Source organism: Paraburkholderia suaedae (assembly GCF_040812055.1).
Taxonomy (GTDB): domain Bacteria; phylum Pseudomonadota; class Gammaproteobacteria; order Burkholderiales; family Burkholderiaceae; genus Paraburkholderia.
This window is the reverse complement of record NZ_JBFOAH010000004.1, coordinates 146,938-169,615: the sequence shown is the minus strand read 5'-3', so window position 1 is coordinate 169,615 and position 22,678 is coordinate 146,938. Positions and strand designations below refer to the sequence as shown.

Here is a 22,678-nt window from a genome sequence, read left to right as displayed (position 1 = left end):
GGTTTCCCCACTGAATAGATATGCTTTCTCACGGAGGACAGGATGCGATGCTCTCTTGCTGCCCGGCGCCTTGTTCGGACCGCGGCGGCCATCACCCTAACCGCACTGTTGACAGCGAGTTGCGCGCAGCATGTGTATCAGTCGGGAACGTACTCGGCTGTGACCGACACGCCGCGTTACACCGAAGACTGGTTTGCAGCCGCGCGTGCGGGACGCACGGATATTGTCCAGGCGTTGATCGCGGCCCATTTCCCGCTCGAGACAACGACGCCCGAAGGCTATACCGCGCTGATCCTCAGCGCGTACGACAATCATCCCGAGACCTTGACGGCCCTCATGGCTGCGGGCGCCAACGCTTGCGCGGCCGACCGGCACGGTAATACTGCCCTGATGGGAGCGCTCTTCAAAGGCGAGACGAACATTGCCACGATGCTGCTCGACAAGCATTGCGACATCGATCAAACCAACAACGCGGGGGAAACGGCATTGTCGTTTGCGGCGCTATTCGGCCGGCTCGATATGATTCCGGTGCTCGTCGCACACGGCGCCAACGTGAATCATGTCGACGCGCGTGGCGGCACCGCATTGCAAATGGCGATCGCTCAACGCAATCCGGCCGTAGAGGATGCGCTACGCCACGTCGGCGCGACACAATGAGACGTCGCCGATGAGCCGCGTTTCATGCAGCGTCGACCATCGGCAGGTCAAGTGTTCGGGATGCCTGCACAGCGTGGCCGTTACCCCTGTGCGGCTCACGCCCGCTTCAACAGCGCGTTATCTACCGGCAAGGCCCGAATCCGCGTACCTGTTGCATTGAAGATCGCGTTGCAGATCGCCGCCGTTGTCGGCGGCACACCCGGTTCGCCAACCCCGCCGGGCGGCGCAGCGCTCGGCAGGATGTAGACATGGGTTTCCGGCACCGAGTCGATGCGGGCGACCCGATAGTCGGTGAAGTTCGACTGCTCGGCCGCCCCCTCACTAAACGTCAGTTCGCTGTATAGCGTATTGCCGAGAGCCATGACCACCGCGCCCTCGAACTGCGCGATCACGCGGTCGGGATTGACGATACGTCCGCAGTCGACCGCCAGATCGACACGCGTCACCCGCACCGAGCCATCCTCGGCCACCTGCACCTGCGCGACCGCGGCAACGTACGTCAAAAAGCTGCGATGGACAGCGATCCCGCGCCCGTGCCGAGCGGGCAACGCCGCAGCCCAGTTCGAACGCACCGCCGCCGCGCGGACCACTGCGGCGTAGCGCGCGGTATCGATCGGATACTCGTCGATCGACGCGCCGTAATTCGGATAGTCGACGCCCAGCGCATGCAGATCGACATGGCGCGGAGTGCCCAGCAGCGCGAGCAGATGCTGCACCGGATCCTGTCGCGCTGCAACGGCGAGTTCGTCGACGAACGAGCCCAGTGCGAAGCCGTGCGGAATGTTGTACACCGACCGATACCAGCCGATACGCGTATGCGCCGGCGCCGCTCCGTTCTCGCACTGCACATTGGCGACTTCATATGGCATATCGGTCACGCCCTGACCGAGTTCTCCCGCCGAGCCATAAATCACGTTCGGCGTGAACGTCGAACCGATGGACGGAAACACGCTCCGGTGCAACCACGCAATCGTCTTGCCATGCGCATCGAGGGCACCTTCCATGTGCTGCGCGCACACGGCGTGAAAATAGTCGTTACGTATGTCGTCTTCGCGGGTCCACGTGAGCTTGACAGGTGCGCCGACCTCGCGCGCCAGGTATGCGGCTTCGGCCACGTAGTCCGGCTTCGACTTGCGGCCGAAGCCGCCGCCGAGCAACGTGACATTGATTGTCACGGCCTGTTCCTGCACACCGAGTACTTGCGCGACAGTCGTGCGGGCTTGCTGCGGATTTTGCGTGGCGGTCCAGACCTCGACTGCGCCGTTCGCAAACGATGCAGTCGCAGCCAACGGCTCCATCGCCGCGTGCGCCAGATGCGGCACGTAATAGTCCGCCGATACGTGCTGTGCGGCGTTCTTCAACGCTGCCGCGGTATCGCCGTTGTTGCGCACGACCTTGCCAGGTTGACGCGCAGTGTCTTCAAGCGCTTTGCGATACGCCTGGCTATCGTACGAGCCGTTGGGTCCCAGGTCCCATTCGAGCTTGAGTTTCCGGCGCCCTTGCAGCGCGGCCCAGGTGCTGGTCGCGACCACCGCGACGCCGCCCAGTGGCCGGAAGCCGGCGGGCAGCGGCGCAGAAGCAATGCGCACCACGTGCAGCACGCCGGGCACCTTCATCGCTTCCGTCGAGTCGACGCTTTTGAGCGTTGCGCCGTATACGGGCGAACGTTCGACTGACGCGTACCTCATGCCGGGCAACACGACATCGATGCCGTACGTCGCGCGGCCATGAACGATGTCGTCGAGATCGACGATCGGCAGCGACTTGCCGATGTAGCGCCACGTGTCCTCGTTTTTCAGCTGCAGCGTGTCGCGGCGAGGCACCGGCTGGCGTGCCGCAGCCTGCGCCACCGCGCCGTATGAAATACGCCGCCCGCTCGCCGCATGCACCACGTGGCCCGGTTCCGTCCGGCAGCTGGCCGGGCTCACGCGCCACTGCGCAGCGGCCGCCGCGATCAGCATTTGCCGCGCGGAGCCGCCTGCCTCGCGCAAGGGCTGGAAGAACTGACGGATGCTACGCGAGCCATCGGTATTCTGGTCGCCGTACTTTGCATCGCCTTGCGCCTGGACAACCTTGACCGTGTTCCAGTCGGCATCGAGTTCATCCGCGAGAATCATCGCGAGGCTGGTACGGATGCCGGTGCCCATCTCGGAGCGATGCACGACCAGCACGATCTCCCCAGACGGGGCGACCGACACATAGACGTTCGGCTCAAACACTGTTTTGATTTCGTTTGCCGAGGCGAGCGGGGCCGCCGCAAATGCCAGGCGCGCGCCGCCGACCTGTAGACCCAGCACTACGCCACCCGCCAGAGTGCCCGTGAGCACCCGGCGTCGGCTCAAATTGACGATATCGCTCATGACGCGTCCTCCGCCGCAGCCTTGATAGCAATCTTGATGCGTTGATAGGTGCCGCAGCGGCAGACATTCCCGGACATCGCTTCGACGATCTGCTCGTCGCTCGGCTTCGGCGTCTGTTTGAGCAGCGACGCGGCCTGCATCATCTGGCCTGGCTGACAGTAGCCGCACTGCGGCACATTTGCGGCTTTCCACGCTCGCTGCACGGGATGTTCGCCGCCTCTGCCCAGACCTTCGATCGTCGTCACGGACTTGCCCTGTACATCCGCAAGCGACGTGACGCACGAGCGCACTGCCACGCCATCCACATGGACGGTGCACGCGCCGCACGCGCCCACGCCGCAACCGAACTTGGTGCCATGCAGTCCCAACAGGTCCCGCACCGCCCACAGCAGCGGCATGTTCGCGTCGGCTTCGAGCTTGCGATGCACGCCATTCACGATCAGTTCCATCCGTTCACTCCTTGTTGTCGACGCACGCCACGGCTGCCCGCGCTGCCTGGTGATCGCCTCACCTGCGCACGCCGTCTATGCTCTTGCCTGATAGGCCTTGCACCATCCGGCGCCGCTCACCTGCTTTGCGCCGAACAGCGCACAGAGCGCGTTGGCGTCGGCAGGCTTACCTTGGTAGAACTGGCAGTTCGCGCAGCGCTGGTTGTTGCTGAAATGCGGATATTTCGTATGGTCGACCTGGGTTGCATCGGCCTTGTACCCGAGCGCCTGCGCAGCGGGATCGCTTTCCTGAAGCTGCGGGGCTGCCGCCCAGACGGAGCGTCCGGTGATCGCAAGCGCAGCGGCGCCGATGGAATGGATCATGAAGGTGCGTCGAAGGGTTCTCATATTCAATGCTTCCTCTCACGCTACGAGCACGCGTTGCGGCGGCGCCATGAACTCCGGCCCCACGGGATCCGTGACGAAGTTCGCGACAATCGTGTCGATCTGTTTGAACGCCTTCTCGTCGAGGCGCCAGCCGAACACCTCTTCGATCCCGTCCAGTTGCGCCGGACGACGTGCGCCCCACAGCGCGATCGTCGGGCCGCGATCGAGCACCCAGCGCACCGCCAGCGCGAGCACCGACTTGTCGAAGTTATCGCGCGCGAACACGTTCAGCGCTTTCACGGCCGCCACATATTGCTCGCGGCGCGGCTCGCGAAACTTCGGATCGCGCTGGCGCAGATCGTCGCCCTCGAAGCGCGTCTCGACGCCGATTCGCCCCGCCAGCAGTCCGCGGCACAGCGCCCCATAGGCAAGCGCGACGAGCCCGTGCTGTTTTGCGTACGGCAGCACGTCACGGTCGATATCGCGCTCGAACAGGTTATACGGCGGCTGAGTGGTGGACAGCGGCGCCACGCGCCGGAATGCATCCATTTGCGCGGGCGAAAAGTTGCTGACGCCGAGCGCCCGCACCTTGCCTTCTTTGCGCAGGTCGTCGAGCACCGCAGCGGTCTCTTCGATCGGCACCAGCGGGTCGGGCCAGTGGACCTGATACAGGTCGATGTAATCTGTTCGCAAGCGCCTCAGGGTGTCCTCTACTTCTTGACGAATGCGCTCCGGTGACGAATTGCGAAACACCGCGCCGTCGTGCCATTCCAGTGCGACCTTGGTTGCGATGACCGCCTTGTGCCGATACCCGTCGGCGAGCGCCTTGCCGACGATCTCCTCCGAAGCGCCGAAACCGTACACCGGCGCTGTATCGATCAGGTTGACACCGCTGTCGAGCGCCCGGCGGATCACCGCAATCGACTCTTTCTCGTCGGTGCCACCCCACATCCATCCGCCAATGGCCCAGGTGCCGAGACCGACGCGTGAGACGGGGGTCGTTAAGCCTTCAATTGCGATTGTTTCAATAGTCATGTGAAGCTCTCAAATCAAAGCACTACATCAAGCAGCGCGTCCGGGTGGAATGCGATCTGACAAATGGCAATGTGCCCATCGGACAGGCAGGCGAGCCAATTATTTCAGCGGCATCCGCCGATCACAAGAAGGCACCTGAAGGTTTCATACTTTCCCCATGGAAACTAATTGCTACCACGGCGCTTACGCGCACGGCAACTTTGCAAAGGAGAACCGAAGATATGGCGCGTGCGACCATCCGCTCGCACCACAGGGGCGTCGCGCATCGCCTGGGGTAGCCGCCGTCACGTTCGGCAGACGCTGACCGCTATCGTCGGGCGCTCAGCAAAGCCGTGAGAAATTGCCCATAATTGCGAGCAGTCTTCGAGCAACCGTTGGGACATTTATGAAAGCAGTTTCTGGCGCACCGCAATCCCCGCTCGCATTTCTGGCTGTCGCGTTGGCGTTCGCGATCAACATGATCGGTACAACGCTGCCGACGGCAATCTATCGGTACTACCAGCAGCAGTATGGCTTTACACCGACCGTCATCACCGTGATCTACGCCTCCTATGCAATCGGGGTGCTGGGTGCGCTGCTGCTGGTCGGCAACTGGTCCGATCAGCTAGGCCGTCGTCGGATGCTGCTGGCGGGCTTGTTTGCGTCGGCCGCATCGGCGGTCACGTTCCTGTTCAGTGACGGGTTGGCGCTTCTGATGCTCGGCCGCCTGCTGTCGGGAGTCTCAGCCGGCATCTTCACCGGAACCGCCACCGTGGCCGTGATCGAACTCGCGCCGCCCGCGTGGCGCGGCAAAGCCATGCTCGCGGCTACCGCCAGCAATATGCTCGGACTGGGTTGCGGTCCTTTGCTAAGCGGCATCCTCGTCGAACTATTTCCCTGGCCGATGCAGTTGCCTTATATGGTGCATCTGGCGCTCGTCGGCATCGCCGCACTCGCCGTGCTCGGTGTCCCGGAGACCGCCGCGATTCCCGCGCGGGTGAAGCTCGGCATCCAGAGAATTTCGCTTCCTATCGAGGTGCGCGGTGCGTTCATTCCTGCCGCCCTCGCGGGGTTTGCCGGTTTCGTCGTAGTGGGCTTCTTTGCGGCGGTCGCCCCGCAACTGATTCGGGTCGTGCTCGGCTTTCACAGTGGCATCGTGACCGGCTCGATTGTGTTCCTGCTGTTCGCGTCCTCCGCTCTCGGGCAGAGCGTGCAGACAATCATTGCTGCCCGCTGGCGGCAAGCGGCCGGGTGCATTGGACTCGTCGTGGGACTGGTGTGTGTCGGCCTGTGCGTGCCCGAACGCTCGCTGGGCGCGCTTTTGCTCGGCACTGCTCTGGCAGGCATCGGGCAAGGCATCAGCTTCCGCGCCGGATTGGGCGAGATCGCGTCGGCGGCGCCCGCGCACCGCCGAGCGGAAGTCACGTCGAGCTTTTTCGTTGTACTTTATGTGGCAATCTCACTACCTGTGATTGGTTTGGGCATCGCCGTGCAGCTCGCCGGCATCGAACGCGCGACGCTGCTCTTTGTCGGCTTGACGATAGTCCTTGTGCTTATCGCACTGCTACTGCTGATGCGCGGGCAAGCGAACCAGCGGCCAGACGCCCATGCAATCGGTGACTGAAGACGAAACCCCTTGCAGTTCGAGCGGAGCACCCGCTTGAAGAAGCGTCGGCGACGACCGCATGGAACGCAGCTTGTGGATTGCGGGCGACTCACGTCGATTCGCAGCGTGCGGGGAAGCGGTCGGGGACGCGCGCGTTCGCGCGTCGCTTGTTGACTATTTTCCGCGCTGGGCGACGCGGCCAGCGCGTCACCCTCAGGAACCTTCCCGCGCCGGAAGCAGCGCTGGCACGCTCGTGAGGAAGGCGCGCACGTGCATCGCAATCACCGCGTCGCTCGGCGTGGTGTTGTCGTTCGAATAAATGCGGCGGCGAATCGCAAGGTGGGATACCGCGCCATGCAGCAGCCAGCCCACCTCGGTCAGATGCGCCGGATCGGCCGGTACGCCGCATCCCAATTCGTGCGCCGTCTCAGTGACAATGATCTCGAGCGCATGCGTGACGACGGCATTCGTGTACGTCGGCGCCATTTGCAAATCTTCAAGCGAAGAGTAGAGAAACAGCCGAAGCCACTGCCGCGTCAGCAGGGTATCGTAGTAGTCGCGATAAAAAGTATTGAGCCTGCTTTCAATGGGCACACTGCGGTCTTTCAGTTGAACAAACCACATCGCCTTGAAGGTTCCGACAATTTCGCGCTTGTAGACTTCGTCGATCAATGCAGCCTTGCTAGGAAACAGGCTATACAGCAAACGTTGCGACACCCCGCAGGCGTCGGCAATCGCGCGAGTCTGCGCGTTCAAACCGTGCTCGGCGAAATATTCGGCGGCCTTTTCCAGCACGCGTGCCTGACGTTCGGCGCGCGGCAAACGCTGCGGTGCTTTCTTCATCGGCCGCTTGACCGGCGCGCGAGCCGCTCTGGTCTTGCTGCCAGGCTCTGCAACATCCTTGGGTTTGGCCTTCATGACGCTCCTGTGTCCATCGTTTTTGAAAAATAAGTCTTCACCTGACGACTTATGATTTGGTAGAGTATATCGTCCGGATACGAGGAAGAGTCTCGCCAGGCACCCGGCGCGGCCATGCATTATCTCAGGCTGCCGCGCAGACAGTCCCATCGTTGAGTGCCATCAATGCAAAGGCTCCAACCTGATGCGTTTGAGGGCCTGCCGCACAACCTGAATTCCGTTCTCCGTCCATGTCTTTGTCAAGCCGCCAGTCAGTCACCATTGCGCTGATCGTCGCGAGTGCCTATTTCATGGAGAATCCGGACGCGCCGGTGATCGCGACCGCCCTGCCCCACATGGGCGCCACGTTCGGCGTCACGTCCGTGAACCTGAGTCTCGGCATGACTGCCTATCTGCTCGCGGTCTTCATTCCCATCAGCGGATGGGTGGCCGACCGCTTTGGGCAACGTTCGGTGTTCGGTGGTCAGTGGCCATACGCAGACCGCATCGCGATAGAGCCGAATTGACGAGCGAATTCGCATGTCCTGATGCGCTTAATGGTAGAAGTTGAACAGAGAGATAGCCAGTGCAGGAAACAAGCGGTACCCCGTCCGCAGCACGACCGGCCGGCCCGGCCGGTGCCGCACCAGCAGTGGACGTAGCAGCCCCCCGCAGCGCGTCGCAACAGATGTTGATCCTCGTAGGCATTTGCATCGCAGTGCTCGTACTGCCGCTGAATTTCGGCGGTGCGGCCGTGTCCGCGCCGGCCATGGGCATCGCTTTGGGCGGCAGCCCAGTGGCGGTCAACTGGATTCTCAACGCTTTTATGCTGAGCTTCGGAAGCACCCTGATGGCCTCGGGAGCGCTTGCCGATCTATTCGGACGAAAGCGTGTATTCGCCATAGGCGTGGTGCTCTTCGCGTTGACCTCACTCGGAATCGCCGCGTCGCCGACTCTGTTGTGGGTCGATTTTATGCGCGCGCTACAGGGCATTGCCGCCGCATTGGTACTGGCGGGCGCGTCGGCAGCGCTCGCCCAGGAGTTCGACGGACAGGCGCGCGCCCGCGCGTTCAGCATGCTCGGTACCACCTTTGGCCTGGGCTTGGCACTTGGCCCGCTACTCGCCGGGTTTCTCACGCAGACGTTCGGATGGCGCTCATTCTTCCTGGCGGACGCCGCAATCGGCTTGACCGGATTTGCACTCGGAGTTCCGAAGCTCAGAGAATCGTACGACCCCAATGCCATGGATCTCGATTGGCCCGGCGCCGCAAGCTTTACCGCCGCGCTGACACTCTTCACATTCGGGCTGTTGCAAGCGCCGGAAAGCGGCTGGAGCAGCCCACTCATCATTGGACTATTCTCGGGTGCCGTGGCGATGTTCATCGTGTTCGTCTCGATCGAAAAGCGTGCTGCCCGGCCAATGCTCGACCTGTCGCTGTTTCGCTACCCGCGCTTCGTGGGTGTGCAGATTCTCCCGCTAGCGACGGCATTTTGTTACGTCACCCTGCTTCTCGTGTTGCCGACGCGGCTCATCGGAATTGAAGGACATTCTGCGATCGGCGCCGGCGTGATGATGGTCTCGCTATCGGCGCCGATGCTCTTTGTGCCCATCACGGCTGCATTTCTCACGCGATGGATGTCGGCCGGTGTCATTTCAGCGGTCGGCCTCGTCATAGCGGCAGTCGGTATGCTTTGGTTCAGCGACATCTCGCCTGACGCGCCATCCGATGCCTTGACGCTTCCACTGTTCATCATCGGAGTCGGAGCCGGCCTGCCGTGGGGCCTGATGGATGGCTTGTCGGTCAGCGTCGTTCCAAAGGAACGCGCGGGCATGGCAACCGGCATTTTCAGCACGACACGTGTAGCGGGAGAGGGCATGACGCTCGCCATCGCCGGCGCGATATTGGCGGTCCTCACCCGTCTAAGACTATCCGATGCACTCGCAGCGTTGCCGCCCGTTTCGCGCGATGCCGCCGCGCAAGCCGCCCAACGCGTGGCAACCGGCGATCTGCCCCATGCCGCCGCTCTTCTGCCCGCGCTGGGGCAACCTGTTCTCGCGCAGGCGTACGATGGCGCGTTCCGCATCCTGCTCCATATTCTCGTGGCAATCACGCTGGCCTCCGCGTTCGTCGTATTGGGATTTCTCGGTCGCACACCATCCACTGCTAACCCGACGGATACGGGCCGCGCACTTTTGAGAGACGAAGGCGTGGCTGACTGAGAGCGCGTTCGGGGCGAACGGGTTATCGTTAAGGCGCCCCGCTCGACCTATGAAGATGGCTCATAAAGTCAGTATTTTCGTGCATTGCCGCGCCCTCGGTAAGGCAACCTGATCATCCTCGAGAGCATTCAGCGACGCGCAAATCGGGAGCAAGCTTTGGGTTTCTGGCCGCGCAAACTTTCCGGCATCGTCCGTTTGCTCCATTTCCTGCCGCCAGTCACCAAAACGTTTGAAAGCACTTTAAAAATTCAATCGCAAGTGTCTCAATACTCATGCGATACTTGTCGTTTGACAAACCGCATGCGTGTCGGATGCTGTCCGAGGAATTGAGGCATGCTGGCTAAGCCAACACGCTTACGATCATGTCAGCCACATCAGCCGACCACACTACACCTCGCAGCCCCATAACTTCCCCATGGACACACATTGCGACGATGCGCTTTGCGCCGACGACAAGGCGCAAAAGAAGACCGATGATCTTGCGCGCGACATCATTGAGCAGATCGCCGATAAGTGGAGCATTCTGGTGATCGATGCACTTGGGACTCATGGCGAGATGCGTTTTTCGCGCCTGCGCGAACACATCGGTGGCGTCAGTCAGAAGATGCTCACGAAGACGTTGCGCCAACTCGAGCGCGACGGCCTGGTTTCGCGCCACGTGCATCCAGTAATACCGCCGCGCGTCGACTATCGGCTGACACCGCTCGGAAACAGCCTTCTGTGCAAGATCTGCGGGATCTGGGATTGGGCCGAAAGCCACATGACCGAAATGGAAGCGGCGCGGCTGCAGTTCGATCGTAGAGAAAAGCGCACCGACACTTCGCGCTCACCCGACGGGGCGACCCTTTAGGCTGCGCGGTGAGCGCTTGCGAGTTGCAAATGCAGGCGGCAGTTCGATGCCTGCAACGGTGACGAGACTTTACACGAGCGGTTCAATGACGCTCGGTTGGCAACGAACCGCGTATCCGGAAAGCGCCGACCGCGCTGCGCAACGCAAGCGCCTGCTCTTCCAGTGATCGCGTAGCCGCCGACGCTTCTTCCACCAGCGCGGCATTTTGTTGCGTCGCTTCGTCCATTTGCACGATTGTCTGTCCGACCTGCTCGATGCCGATGCTCTGCTCTTCCGACGCCGCGGCGATCTCGGCCATGATCTCGTTGACCTGCCGTACCGATTGCAAAATCTCGGCCATCGTCGCACCGGCGTCGCGCACCCTGAACGACCCCGCCTGGACACGCTGGACCGATTCATCAATCAGCGCCTTGATTTCCTTTGCCGCCGTCGCCGCGCGCTGCGCGAGCGAGCGGACCTCGCTCGCGACAACCGCGAAGCCGCGCCCTTGCTCGCCCGCGCGAGCCGCTTCCACAGCCGCATTGAGCGCGAGGATATTAGTCTGGAACGCTATAGCCTCGATGACCGAAATGATCTGTGCCATCCGCTCCGACGATGCCGAAATTCCGTCCATCGTTTCAACGACGCTTTGCACGGTTTGACTGCCGCGCGTGGCTATCTCTTCGGCCGCCGTGGCTACCGCGCTGGCTTGCCTGGCGCTGTCCGAATTCTGTTTGACAGTGCCGGTGAGTTGATCCATCGACGCTGAAGTCTGCTGCAGCGACGCAGCTTGCGATTCCGTGCGCGTCGACAAATCCGCATTGCCCTGGCTGATTTGAATACTTGTCGTCGAGACACCGTCGGCATGCTGCCGCACCCTTTCGACCACCTCGTGCAGTGCGTTGCGCATCCGCTCCATGGTCGCAAGTATGCTGTCGCTGTCGCCTGGTCGCACCCGCACCGCCTGCAGCAGGTCGCCGCTGCGGATCGCGTCAGCCAGATGCTTCACCTGACCCGGTTCGCCGCCAAGCGCGCGCGTGATGTCATGCGTGATCCAATAGGCAATCGCACCGCCTATCGAGATTGCCAGCGCGGTGAGCACGAGCATCAGCACCTGAAATGTGCGCCCGACTTCCCGCGCCGCGTTGCCCTGTGCGCCGTTCAATTGTTCTTCGAGATCAATGAAACGATCGATGGCATTCAGCCAGTCGACGAATGCCGGCCGCGCCTGTTCAAGCAGCACGCGCTGCGCACCGGCGTCGTCCCCCGCCTGCTGCCTTGCAATCACGTCGGCCATCAAGGGCAGTGTGCGAGCCTCGTCGGCCTTGATGGCCGTCAGCGCGGGCTGCTCCTCGTTAGACGCCGCACTGGGAGTAGCGACCATTTTGTCCAGCGGACCGGCTGCTTGCTGGTACGCTTCGTTCAATTCCCTGATACGCGAGAGCACCGAAGGAAGTTCTGCCGGCGGCACGAGCACCGCGTCGCGCAACGCGATTGCGCGGTTGTGCACACTTCCGCGAAATGCAATCGCGTAGGTTTCCTTGACACTGTTAATGTCGTTGATCGTGGTGAGGCTCGCATTGATCTTGTCGACTCGCGTGATCCCTACAATCGTTAGCGCGATGAGCGCAAACAGAATCAACCCAAAACCCGCAGCGACGCGCGTCCCCGTGCGAATATCCTGAAGTTTCAACCCCGCTCCCTTTGCGATCACTCGCAATAACCTATGTACCTGCGTGCTGATATCCGATGTGGCTGGGCTTTGCGATCAGCCGACTCACGGCTTTATCGCCCGCCAAAGAAGTCGCGCACGACGGTGAGGGCAGCCTTGACGGCGTCGGCGGGGACGTCGAGATGCGTCACCCAGCGCTGCTGCGTCGTGCCATACACAGACGTGACGCCAATCCCGTGTGCAGCCAGGTGAGCGGAAAACGCCCCCGCTATCTCTTCGGCGACATTTACGAAAACGATATTCGTGTCGGGTGCTGACACCGTCAAGCCAGCAAACGCTGACAACCCGTGCGCAAGGATCCTGGCATTGGCGTGATCAACCTCTAACCGATCGACGTTGTGCTCGAGCGCATACAGTCCGGCTGCCGCGATGATGCCCGCCTGCCGCATGCCTCCGCCCAGCATCTTGCGCAGCCGCCGGGCCCGTGAGATAAAAGCGGACGACCCGACGAGCACGGACCCGATCGGCGCTCCCAATCCCTTTGACAGACAAACGGATGCGGAGTCGAAAGGTGCGACCAGCGTCGCCACCGGGACGCCCAGCATGACGGCCGCATTGAACACACGCGCACCATCGAGATGGCATGAAAGCCCATGCCGGCGTGCAAGCGAAGTGGCGGCGTCGACGTAAGCCAAGGACAGGGCCTTCCCGCCGATTGTGTTCTCGAGCGCGAGCAGACGCGTGCGAGCGAAGTGTGGATCGTCAGGTTTAACGGCCAGCTCGATATCGGCGAGCGACAGTGTCCCATCGGGCTGATTCGTCAACGGTTGTGGCTGAATACTCCCGAGCACTGCGGCCCCACCGGCTTCCCAGCGATAGCAATGAGCTTTTTGACCGACGATATACTCGTCGCCGCGCTCGCAATGCGACATGAGTGCGATAAGATTGGCCTGCGTGCCCGACGACACAAACAGCGCAGATTCCTTCCCGAGCATGTCGCAGAGAGTTGCTTCCAGCCGATTTACGGTCGGATCGTCTCCGTAAACGTCGTCGCCTACTTCGGCGGCTGCCATGGCGGCACGCATTGCGGGGCCGGGTCGGGTAACAGTGTCGCTGCGAAAGTCGTACTGGAGTGCAGGGCTCATCGGATTTCCCCCAAAGAGCGGCGATCTTGGCATTCGGATCGTGTCAAGCCAATACACAGCAAAGGTGAATCTGTTAGATAACAGATTCACAGCGTTGAATTGAACCCCATGCAGGCAGCTGAATCCGTTTTGCCACGATACAAACGTCTCGCTCAGCAATTGTGGGAGGGAATCGTCCACGCGGGACTGTGCGAAGGCAGTCGCATACCATCCGTGCGTATGCTGGCAGTCCAACATGACGTGAGCCTCACTACCGCAATGCAGGCCCTGCGCTGGCTGGAAACACAGGGGCGCGTCGAGGCTCGCCCCAGATCCGGCTATTTCGTCGCCAGGCGACCGGAGCACGCCAGCCGCGCGCGAGCAACAGCGTGGCCCAACCCGCTGCCAGAACTCGATGCCCAGGCCCGTGATCATCTTGCGATGGTAGGTGCGCCATGCGCGGTTCGTTTAGACCTCGCTGTCGCGGAGCCGTCGCTGTATCCCGTCGACAGGCTGAACGTCCTGCTACGCCGCCGCGCGTACCAGCAGCCGGACCTGGTCGGTGCGCATGCGCGGGGGGCGGGACACCCGGACCTGCTGCGAGAGATCGCTCGTCAGGCGATGCAGTATCGTTGCGAACTTGCCCCGGACGAACTGGTTGTTACGAACGGCTGCATAGAAGCGCTGAATCTTGCACTCAGGGCCGTAACGCGCCCAGGCGATGTCGTGGCAGTCGAGTCGCCGACTTATTTCGTGTTGCTGCAAATGTTGGGCGCGCTCGCACTTCGGGTCCTGCCGATCCCGTGCCGAACCGGCACCGGTATGGATCTCGGCGCGCTAAAAGATGCGCTCGATGGAACGCGTATCAATGCGGTCGTCACGATCGCAAACGCCAATAACCCGGTCGGCAGCATTGCGTCAGACGCGGATAAGGCAGCACTCGTGAAGCTGCTACAAGCGCGCAACATCCCTTTGATCGAGGACGACATTTTCGGAGACGTCTGCTATGACGAGCTGCGGCCGCGTCCCGCACGGGCCTTCGATACGTCCGGCAACGTGCTTCTGTGCGGCGGCTTCTCGAAGAGTCTGTGTCCCGGCTTGCGCCTTGGATGGGTTGCGGCGGGAAAATTCGGCGATAAAGTTCGGGCATTGAAGTACACCACCAGCATGGCCACGGCCGAATTGCAGCAGACCGTGGTTGCCGGGATGCTCTCCAGTGGTGGTTTCGCTTTGCACCTAAGACGGCTCAAAGGTGCGCTGCGGGATCAGCAGCGCGCACTGCGCGATGCTGTCCTCCGTCACTTTCCCGAAGGCACCGAAATAAGCGACCCACGCGGCGGATTCGTTCTCTGGCTGAAGTTGCCCGCCACCGGCCCGCTTCGCGTCAGCACGCGCGGTATGTTCGAGCAGGCACGCGCCGAGGATATCGGTTTTGCCCCAGGACATCTGTTCGGCCAAGGCGGCGCTTACGACGATTGCCTGCGATTGAACGCCGGTTACCGGTGGACGGACAACGTGGAAAAGGCCGTCGAGCGTCTTGGCGCGCTGGCACGCAATGCCGTCGCCGCGTCGCAATAGCAATGGGCGACAGACAACTCTGGCAGCCGGCTCTAGATCCGCACAGCAGACTGTGTCACAGTAGCGTTTTGAATGCTACCGACGCGGGATAGCCATGCTGCCGATTGCCGACCGATGGTTCGACTCAAAACAGATCAGCGACGATATCACCCTGCTATGGGAGCCTCATGTCGTGCCGCTGATGCGCTGCAATATCTGGCACGTACGCGGTCGCGACCGCGACCTGATGATAGACACCGGGATGGGCATCGCCAGCCTGCGTGAGGCGGCCCGGCATCTTTTGCAGAACAACGTGACAGCCGTTGCGACGCATACGCACTCGGATCATGTCGGCGGACATCATGAGTTTGGGCATACGCTGGTGCACGAGTTGGAGGCCGATAACCTGCGTTCGCCGCGCGAGCGCGGCACGCTGCTCGCATCGGTATTGGGCGAGAACGCGATACGCCGGTACCGTGAAGCGGGCTATCCGTTCGACGGCGATTTGATCACGGCCCTTCCCAGCGCGGAGTACGTGATGTCCGACTACAAGGTACGTGCGGCGACAGTCACGGAAATCGTCAAAGAAGGCAATATCGTCGACCTCGGCAACCGGCACTTCGAGGTACTGCATCTGCCTGGCCATTCACCGGGCAGCATCGGCCTATGGGAAGCGGCATCCGGCACCCTGTTCTCCGGCGATGCGATCTACGATGGCCCGCTTCTCGATGAAATCGGTGGCGCCGATATCGCAACCTATGTGCGCACGATGAAGCGCTTGCGCGAATTGCCCGTGCAGGTCGTGCACGCGGGACACGACGGCAGCTTCGGGCGAGAGCGGCTCGTCGCGTTGGCCGATGCCTATTTGGCCAAACGCGCATGAGCGTCGTTTGGCGCGTGGAACGACTGCGGCGTGGTCGCAATAGATAACAAAATTGATTCAGGCTGTGCGCTTGCGTCGTGCTGGCGGGACCGTCCATTCACCGCCCTCCTCGACGTGTTCCGTCAGCTTGTCCACGCAGCGAAAAAACACTCGCTTTTCCTCCGCTGACAGAACGGACATGAGTTGCTCGTCGAAAAGCTTGCCGATCCGATCGCACTTACGGACAATTGTCTTACCCTTGCTAGTCAAGTTCAGGTTGATGACACGTGCGTCAGTCGTGCCGGTAGAGCGCGTCAGCAAGCCGCGATTGGCTAGCGTGGTGACCAGCTTTGAAACCAGCGTCTTTTCAAGGTATGTCAGCTCGATGAGCGGACCGAGGGAGATACCCGGCTGCATACCGACAAAACGCAGCACCCGCAGGTCGCGCAGGGTGACATCGCATTCGGCTTCGTAGAGACCAGACGCCACGCCCTTGGCCAACTCGCTGAGGACGTCGAGACGGAAATTCAAATGCTCCAGTCTTGGATACGGCGCCTTCGACATGCTGTTCTCCCATTCAGCTATTCTCATTCAGTTGCACACTACAACATTTGAGTTTTACGCGTTTCGTGCACGAAACATACCATCGTATCGTAACTCCCATACCTAAGGATATGTTGGGTGCTTGCCACCCGGCAGCCGTCGCCGACACGGCGACTCATCCAACTGGCAAGGCGCCGTATTCAGCGCGCACACAAGCCGCAACGTAGACGTTTGGATGCCGTTGCGCTGGCACGGCACCTCAATTACGGCGGCGACCTGGGCACCGGTTCCGGTTCTGAATGTCTTGCAGTGGTCTTTCGCCGCCCAACGTCGGTGTTTAGCACAGAGGCGGTGCGTCGGCGATTTTGTTGTGTCCCATGCACCTTCCTTGCGCGGACGTGCACACTTCCAGATCCTGCAGACGGCTTCTTTTCCATCCGCAAGTACGCGATTCGCACTTATATAGGCGTTTCCGCGCGATGGCACGCTTCGTGCAAACAAAATAACTGCGGACATCTCAAATATTGCTTTTTGCACATATTTTTCGCCGACAGCCGACGAAACGCGCAACCTGGTGCCCCGACCACACGCGCTCCACAAGCGCCAACCAACCGTGTGACGAAGCTGCGTGGAGCGCACCCGTCAAGGCGCGGGGCGAAGCGATCCAAAGTTCAGCACGAGAACCAGCATGTCAGTACAACTAGCGTTGCGAAACATTCGAAAATCGTTTTCCGGGAAGCACGGCTCGGTCGATGTGCTGGGTGGGTTGTCGTTCGACATCAATGAACGCGATTTCGTCAGCATCATCGGCCCGTCGGGCTGTGGGAAAACGACCGTGTTCAACGTGATCGCCGGCCTGCTCGAACCCGACAGCGGCGAGATCTCCTATCGAGGTCAAACGGTTACCGGCTTGCGCGGCAAAGTGGGATACATGATGCAGCGCGACCTGCTGTTGCCGTGGCGCACCGTGTTGCAGAACGTCCTGATCGGGCCCGAGTTGTCACGCATGCCGGTGCCCCAAGCACGCGAAATGGCGATGGAATACCTGAATACCTACGGTCTTGCGGGTTTCGAAAACGCTTATCCCCGCATGCTGTCTGGTGGCATGCGCCAGCGTGTTGCGCTGATCCGCACGTTGATCAACGATCCCGACATCATCCTGCTCGACGAGCCGTTTTCAGCACTCGACTATCAGACCCGCCTGTATCTGGAGGGCGTGCTGATGGAAGCGGTCGACACATTCCACAAGACGGTGGTACTGGTCACGCACGACATCGACGAAGCAGTCGCGTTGTCCAAGCGTGTGGTGGTGCTAGGCGGCCGGCCTTCGCAAGTCAAAAAGGTCTATGACATCGAAATCGGCGCGCGTTCTCCAATCGGTGCGCGCAGCGATCCGAACTTTGCCGGGTACTTTCACGCGCTGTGTGCGGAACTCGACATCCAGACCGAGGTAAAAGCAGCATGAGCCGTTCAGCATCCATCAATAGCGTGAAAGTCTCTGCGATGCGCAGTCCGACGCGTGCAAGCCCCGTGCTGAACACCGGGTGGGGGCGCACGGTTCTGCAACTGATCGCAGTGATCGCATTCTTTGCGATATGGGAAGGCGCTGCGCGGCTTGGCTGGGTATCGAACTTCCTGGTCGGCTCGCCGACGAAAATTTTCGAGGCCCTGGCGCGCTCCGCCGGGTCAGGCGACCTCTTCGTCGATATCGGCTACACCATGTTCGAAGCCCTGCTCGGCTTTGTGTTCGGCACGGCGGTCGGCTCGGTCTGCGGCCTGTCACTGTGGTATTCGCCATTCGTCGCGCGACTGATCGAGCCGTTTATCGTCGCGATCAACAGCGTCCCGAAGATCGCTTTCGCCCCGATCGTGATTCTCTGGTTCGGCACCGGGCTGGTTTCGAAAGTTGCGCTGGCGATTTCGCTGACGGCGATTGTCGCGCTCATAGCCGCCTACGAGGCAGCGAAAGAGGCCGATCCTGATCTTCAGGCACTCCTCGTCACGCTTGGCGCGAACAAGAACGATGTGTTCCTGAAAGTTGTGATTCCGTTCACGCTGCCTTACGTAATCTCGACGTTCCGCATCAACATCGGCTTCGGTCTGGTGGGCGCCGTGGTGGGTGAATTCATTTCTTCAGAGAAAGGACTCGGTCACATGATCTTTACCGCTTCAAGTCTTTACGATCTGAATACCGTGTGGGCAGGCCTCTTCGTGCTGATGGCGATTGGCTTCGTGTTGTATTTCCTGATCGACCTCGTCGAACGCAAGCTGCTGCCGTGGCGACAGGTATCGAATGCACCGACGCTGCGGGTTTGACGCCCTCGCCACACAAAGTCGAAGTTGTTTGCTTTCCGCCCGTCAATCCAACCTTTCTCTGGACCTGAAAAATGGCAATCATCGCACGAAAAATGCTGGCTGCTCTGACAACAGCGGTCGCTGTTGCGGTTGCCAGCAGTGCAACGCCCGCCGTGGCCGCCGACAAAAAAGCTGTTATCTCGCAGGCTTTCCAGTCGATGCTGTATCTGCCACTCTACGTCGCCATCGACGGCGGCTTCTTCGGGAAGCAAGGGCTAGATGTGACAAAGCAGACCGCGGGCAGCCCAAGCGCGGCGTTGTCCGCGGTGTTGTCGGGAAGTGCGGATTTCTCGCTGCACGGTCCCGAATGGACCGCGGTCGCCGCTGAAAAAGGCGCGGATGTGGATGTCATCGCCAATGTTGTGAACGGTGCGGCGGTGTGGATCGTCGCCTCGCCGGACAGCAAATTCACCGGCATCAAGGACGTGAAGGGACAGACGGTCGTGTCGGGTCAGATGCCGACTACCAGCACGTCGCTGTTCTTCAAGTTGCTGAAAGAGAACGGCATGTCACCCGCCGACGTAAAACTGTCCCAGGTACCGCTCGGCTCCGAGATCGGCCCACTGGTTGCAGGCCAGTCCAAGGTTGCGGTGATGTATGAGCCCGGCGTCGATCAGGCCGTTGCCAAGGGCATGAAAGTGGTGCTGGGCTTTCCGAAGTTGTACGGCGAATACGCATTCTCGTCGATCTCGGCGAAAAGGAGCGTGGACGCCGATGTCGCTGCACGGTTCGTGAAAGGTATGGAGCAGGCGCTCGCATTCATGCGCAACAATCCCACGGAAACCTTGGCGATCGCCCGCAAGGAATTTCCAAACCTTGATCCAGACGTTGTGAACGCTGCGGTCAAGCGCATGCTGGACGAAGGCGTGTATCCCAGGAACGTCGACATCACCCCGAAAGCGCTGACGGTTGCAATGGATACGCAGATAGCGCTCGGCAACTTGAAGCAGCAGCCGAAATACAGCACCTTCATCGTGCAGAACTTCATTCATCAAGCACTTGCCGCAAAATGAGCCGTTCTTCTCCCTCTCCTAGTATCCGCGAAATCCGTGACGCGATTCGCGCGGGAACGTCCACGGTCGAGCAGACTGTCCAACAGGCATTCGATGCCGCGCAGCGGCTGCAGCCTGAATTGCGAGCGTTCATCCATCTGCCTATGTCGCCGATAGTCAATCGTGCCGATCCCGACGCGCCGCTTGCGGGCGTGCCTGTCGGCATCAAGGACCTGATGGATACGGCCGATATGCCCACGGCCTACGGATCGCCGGCCTACGAAGGGCACCGGCCCGACAAGGACGCATGGGTGGTCGCCCGCTTGCGCGAAGCCGGTGCCACGATACTCGGCAAAACGGTCACCACCGAGTTCGCCTGGCGTCAGCCGGGTGCCACGACCAACCCCTGGAATAAGGCTCATACGCCTGGCGGGTCGTCGAGCGGCTCGGCTGCCGCCGTTGCAGCAGGCATCGTGCCGCTCGCGCTCGGCACGCAGACGTTCGGATCCGTCATCCGTCCTGCCGCGTATTGCGGTGTCGTCGGCGTGAAGCCGAGTTACGGCACGATTGCGCGAACCGGCGTGTTGCCCTTGTCAGGGTCGCTCGATCATGTTGGCGTTTTCACCAACAATGTCGCGGACGCAGTTCGTGCGCTCTCCATTCTGGCGGGGAGCGATACGGACGATCCACACGCCTCGTATAACCGTCGCCCCGGGAAAAGTTCGGGCGATGCGGAAAAGCGTCCTGCGCGCATCGGCGTGTTGCGCGAGCAGATAGGCGGACCGATCGACAAAGCGCAGCAACACGTGCTCGATCAACTTGCCTTACGTTTGCGCGCTGATGGCGTAGAAATCGTCGACGCCGACTTGCCTGCCGAACTGGTCGATGCTGCACGGCATGCTTCGGTTCTGGTCGCAGTGGAAGCGGCGTTGACGCATGGCGAACTGGTGGACCGTTCGCCGGCTCTAGTCAGCGCACCGATGACGGCTTTGGTCGAGGAAGGCCGGGCTTTGCCCGCGACCGAGTATGCGAAATCGAAGGCATTGCAGGTAAGAATGGCGCTTCGCTTCGACCGGTGGTTCACCGAAGTCGCGGGACTGGACGCGCTGCTCGTAGCGCCCGCATCGGGCGAGGCGCCCCTCGGGCTCGACTATACGGGCGATGCGGCGTTCTGCACGCCCTGGACCTTCCTCGGCGTGCCGGCGGTGACGTTACCGGTTGGCTTCGGTCCGCTTGGGCTGCCGCTTGGCGTCCAACTGATCGGTGCTAATCAGCACGATGCGGCATTGCTGTCGCTTGCCGAGTGGGTGGAAGGTAGAACCGGCTGGAACATCGCGGTTGCTTCTCGCTGATGCGAGCTTCGTTGTGTGCAGCCAGTATCACGTGATCATGCGAACCGTAGCGGTTGGGTGGTGAGCAATGATCGATCGATTTTCGAGGAAACATGTCAGCAGAATCTCTAAATCCTGTGCGGGGCATCCGCGGGATGGCAGTCACACCCCATGCGCTGGCGTCGCAAAGCGCACTCGCGATCCTGCGCGACGGAGGCAATGCCGTCGAGGCCATGATCTCCGCGGCGGCAACCATCGCAGCGGTGTATCCGCATATGAACAGCATCGGCGGCGACGGCTTCTGGTTGATTTCGCGGCCGGGCGAAGAGCCCATCGGCATCGAGGCGTGTGGAGCGGCGGCATCGGCGGCGACGATCGACGCCTACCGCGCACGCGGCCTCCAATCCATCCCGTTTCGCGGCCCGCTGGCGGCGAATACGGTGGCCGGAACGGTGTCGGGCTGGTCGCTGGCGCATCGCTGGTCGACTGACACACTCGGCGGAAAGCTGCCGATCGCGCGCCTGCTCGAAGATGCAATCGCCTACACCGGAAGCGGTATTCCGGTGACGCGCAGTCAGTCCGAATGCATCGCGCTCAAGCAGCAGGAACTCCATTTAGTCCCGGGGTTCGCCCAGACGTTTCTGACGAGCGACAACCCTTTGGGCGTGCCCGCCGTCGGCGAGCGCTTTGTGCAGCCACGCCTCGCCGCGACGCTCGAGCGTCTCGCCCACGCGGGTCTCGACGACTTCTACCGGGGCGACCTCGCCCGCAGCATCGCGGCGGACCTGCATGCTCTTGAAAGTCCACTGTCGCTAGCGGACCTGGAACAGCATCAGGCACGGCTGCGCAAGCCACTGGCACTCACGCATTCGCTCGGCACGATCTACAACATGCCGCCGCCCACACAAGGACTCGTATCGCTGCAGATTCTCGGGGTGCTCGACCGTGTCTTGCGCGACGACATGGATCCGCTCGGGCCCGAGTACGTCCACGCGTGCGTGGAGGCGACCAAGCTCGCGTTCGCCATACGCGACAAGCACATCACCGACCCCGATCACATGGAGATCGATCCACAGGCGCTGCTTGCACCGCGAGTGCTCGACGCGATGGCCGAGCGGATTTCGATGTCGGCTGCAGCTCCGTGGGGTCGTGGTCTCGGACCGGCCGACACGGTATGGCTCGGCGTGATCGACGCCGATGGCGTGGCGGTCAGCTTCATACAGAGCATCTATCACGAGTTCGGCAGCGGCCTGGTGCTTCCCGATTCCGGCATCAACTGGCAAAACCGCGGCTGTAGCTTCTCGCTCGATCCATCCGCGCGCAATCCACTTTCTCCGGGGCGACGGCCATTTCACACGCTGAATCCGGCACTCGCGCGCTTTACCGATGGACGCACGATGGTGTACGGAAACATGGGCGGGGACGGCCAGCCGCAATCGCAAAGCGCCGTGTTTTCGCGGATCGCGCACTTCGGCTGGAATCCGCAAGCCGCTATCGATGCGCCTCGCTGGCTGCTGGGTCGAACCTGGGGGCAAACCAATGAATCGCTCAAGCTGGAGGCGCGGTTTCCCGTCGAGACATTCAATGCGCTGCGTCGTCTCGGCCATGACGTCGAGCAGATGCGGTCGTACGACGAAGCAATGGGCCACGCCGGCGCGATCGTCCGGCACAGCAACGGATGTCTGGAAGCAGGCTACGACCCCCGCAGCGACGGGGCCGCGGCCGGCTGGTAGGCGCGCCGGCTAGAGCGCGGGCGGCCGCTGCGCCCGCACCTTTTTGAATCAACGACCCGCGAGCGTTCGTGCCGACGGCAAGGACGGCGCACGTCCGTCCATCTGTCGAT

At 61.5% G+C, this 22,678-nt stretch carries 19 protein-coding genes and 1 pseudogene; 12 read left to right on the top strand and 8 right to left on the bottom strand.

What is annotated here, in order from left to right:
• The first annotated feature begins 42 nt into the window (after positions 1-42).
• Entirely contained in the window at positions 43-657 is a 615-nt protein-coding gene (locus tag ABQJ48_RS08115) for an ankyrin repeat domain-containing protein (protein ID WP_367837184.1), read from the top strand.
• Positions 658-752: 95 nt separating this feature from the next.
• On the opposite strand, the gene ABQJ48_RS08110 is transcribed toward ABQJ48_RS08115, so the two are convergent.
• From ABQJ48_RS08110 to ABQJ48_RS08095, 4 genes are all read right to left on the bottom strand, one after another.
• The gene (locus ABQJ48_RS08110) at positions 753-3,017 is read right to left on the bottom strand and encodes a xanthine dehydrogenase family protein molybdopterin-binding subunit (RefSeq protein ID WP_367837183.1); all 2,265 of its coding nucleotides are present in this window, start codon (positions 3,015-3,017) and stop codon (positions 753-755) included.
• A complete protein-coding gene (locus ABQJ48_RS08105) occupies positions 3,014-3,466 on the bottom strand; it encodes a (2Fe-2S)-binding protein (protein WP_367837182.1) in 453 nt (150 codons plus the stop codon). The genes ABQJ48_RS08110 and ABQJ48_RS08105 overlap by 4 nt, the downstream gene beginning before the upstream one ends.
• Positions 3,467-3,541: 75 nt before the next feature.
• Positions 3,542-3,853: a high-potential iron-sulfur protein gene (locus tag ABQJ48_RS08100; RefSeq protein WP_367837181.1), complete on the bottom strand. Its 312-nt coding sequence runs from the start codon at positions 3,851-3,853 to the stop codon at positions 3,542-3,544.
• A gap of 15 nt (positions 3,854-3,868) precedes the next feature.
• Complete coding sequence (locus ABQJ48_RS08095) at positions 3,869-4,867, bottom strand: aldo/keto reductase (RefSeq protein ID WP_367837180.1); 999 nt, start codon at positions 4,865-4,867, stop codon at positions 3,869-3,871.
• Between the two features lie 385 nt (positions 4,868-5,252).
• Between ABQJ48_RS08095 and ABQJ48_RS08090 the strand changes: the two genes are divergently transcribed.
• Entirely contained in the window at positions 5,253-6,470 is a 1,218-nt protein-coding gene (locus ABQJ48_RS08090; RefSeq protein ID WP_367837179.1) for an MFS transporter, read from the top strand.
• A 195-nt stretch (positions 6,471-6,665) separates the two neighbouring features.
• Here ABQJ48_RS08090 and ABQJ48_RS08085 read toward each other — a convergent pair whose 3' ends face one another.
• Positions 6,666-7,520, bottom strand: coding sequence for a TetR/AcrR family transcriptional regulator (locus ABQJ48_RS08085; RefSeq protein ID WP_367837178.1), 855 nt, complete (start codon positions 7,518-7,520; stop codon positions 6,666-6,668).
• 80 nt (positions 7,521-7,600) lie between these two features.
• Between ABQJ48_RS08085 and ABQJ48_RS08080 the strand changes: the two are divergent.
• From ABQJ48_RS08080 to ABQJ48_RS08070, 3 genes and pseudogenes are all read left to right on the top strand, one after another.
• A pseudogene (locus ABQJ48_RS08080) lies at positions 7,601-7,831 on the top strand (MFS transporter); the annotation flags it as partial.
• A 206-nt stretch (positions 7,832-8,037) separates the two neighbouring features.
• Positions 8,038-9,570 (top strand): MFS transporter, encoded by a 1,533-nt coding sequence (locus ABQJ48_RS08075; RefSeq protein ID WP_367837177.1) that lies wholly within the window; start codon positions 8,038-8,040, stop codon positions 9,568-9,570.
• A 304-nt stretch (positions 9,571-9,874) separates the two neighbouring features.
• The gene (locus ABQJ48_RS08070) at positions 9,875-10,420 is read left to right on the top strand and encodes a winged helix-turn-helix transcriptional regulator (RefSeq protein ID WP_367837175.1); all 546 of its coding nucleotides are present in this window, start codon (positions 9,875-9,877) and stop codon (positions 10,418-10,420) included.
• 82 nt (positions 10,421-10,502) lie between these two features.
• Here ABQJ48_RS08070 and ABQJ48_RS08065 read toward each other — a convergent pair whose 3' ends face one another.
• Complete coding sequence (locus ABQJ48_RS08065) at positions 10,503-12,092, bottom strand: methyl-accepting chemotaxis protein (protein WP_367837174.1); 1,590 nt, start codon at positions 12,090-12,092, stop codon at positions 10,503-10,505.
• Positions 12,093-12,184: 92 nt separating this feature from the next.
• Positions 12,185-13,216: a low-specificity L-threonine aldolase gene (gene ltaE, locus ABQJ48_RS08060; protein WP_367837173.1), complete on the bottom strand. Its 1,032-nt coding sequence runs from the start codon at positions 13,214-13,216 to the stop codon at positions 12,185-12,187.
• Between the two features lie 108 nt (positions 13,217-13,324).
• On the opposite strand from ltaE, the gene ABQJ48_RS08055 reads away from it, so the two are divergent.
• Both ABQJ48_RS08055 and ABQJ48_RS08050 read left to right on the top strand, forming a co-directional pair.
• A complete protein-coding gene (locus tag ABQJ48_RS08055; RefSeq protein WP_367837171.1) occupies positions 13,325-14,773 on the top strand; it encodes an aminotransferase-like domain-containing protein in 1,449 nt (482 codons plus the stop codon).
• A 94-nt stretch (positions 14,774-14,867) separates the two neighbouring features.
• Complete coding sequence (locus tag ABQJ48_RS08050; protein WP_367837170.1) at positions 14,868-15,635, top strand: MBL fold metallo-hydrolase; 768 nt, start codon at positions 14,868-14,870, stop codon at positions 15,633-15,635.
• A 57-nt stretch (positions 15,636-15,692) separates the two neighbouring features.
• Here the strand turns inward: ABQJ48_RS08050 and ABQJ48_RS08045 are convergent, their stop codons facing one another.
• Positions 15,693-16,178: a MarR family winged helix-turn-helix transcriptional regulator gene (locus ABQJ48_RS08045; RefSeq protein ID WP_367837169.1), complete on the bottom strand. Its 486-nt coding sequence runs from the start codon at positions 16,176-16,178 to the stop codon at positions 15,693-15,695.
• Positions 16,179-16,845: 667 nt separating this feature from the next.
• Between ABQJ48_RS08045 and ABQJ48_RS08040 the strand changes: the two genes are divergently transcribed.
• The 5 genes from ABQJ48_RS08040 (at position 16,846) to ABQJ48_RS08020 (ending at position 22,568) form a co-directional block, all read left to right on the top strand.
• Entirely contained in the window at positions 16,846-17,622 is a 777-nt protein-coding gene (locus ABQJ48_RS08040) for an ABC transporter ATP-binding protein (protein ID WP_367837168.1), read from the top strand.
• A complete protein-coding gene (locus tag ABQJ48_RS08035) occupies positions 17,619-18,473 on the top strand; it encodes an ABC transporter permease (RefSeq protein WP_367837167.1) in 855 nt (284 codons plus the stop codon). The genes ABQJ48_RS08040 and ABQJ48_RS08035 overlap by 4 nt, the downstream gene beginning before the upstream one ends.
• Positions 18,474-18,544: 71 nt before the next feature.
• Positions 18,545-19,525 (top strand): ABC transporter substrate-binding protein, encoded by a 981-nt coding sequence (locus tag ABQJ48_RS08030; protein ID WP_367837166.1) that lies wholly within the window; start codon positions 18,545-18,547, stop codon positions 19,523-19,525.
• On the top strand, positions 19,522-20,856 hold the full coding sequence (locus tag ABQJ48_RS08025; RefSeq protein WP_367837165.1) for an amidase: 1,335 nt from the start codon (positions 19,522-19,524) through the stop codon (positions 20,854-20,856). Before ABQJ48_RS08030 ends, ABQJ48_RS08025 begins: the two co-directional genes overlap by 4 nt.
• 92 nt (positions 20,857-20,948) lie before the next feature.
• The gene (locus ABQJ48_RS08020) at positions 20,949-22,568 is read left to right on the top strand and encodes a gamma-glutamyltransferase family protein (protein ID WP_367837164.1); all 1,620 of its coding nucleotides are present in this window, start codon (positions 20,949-20,951) and stop codon (positions 22,566-22,568) included.
• Positions 22,569-22,678: the final 110 nt, after the last annotated feature.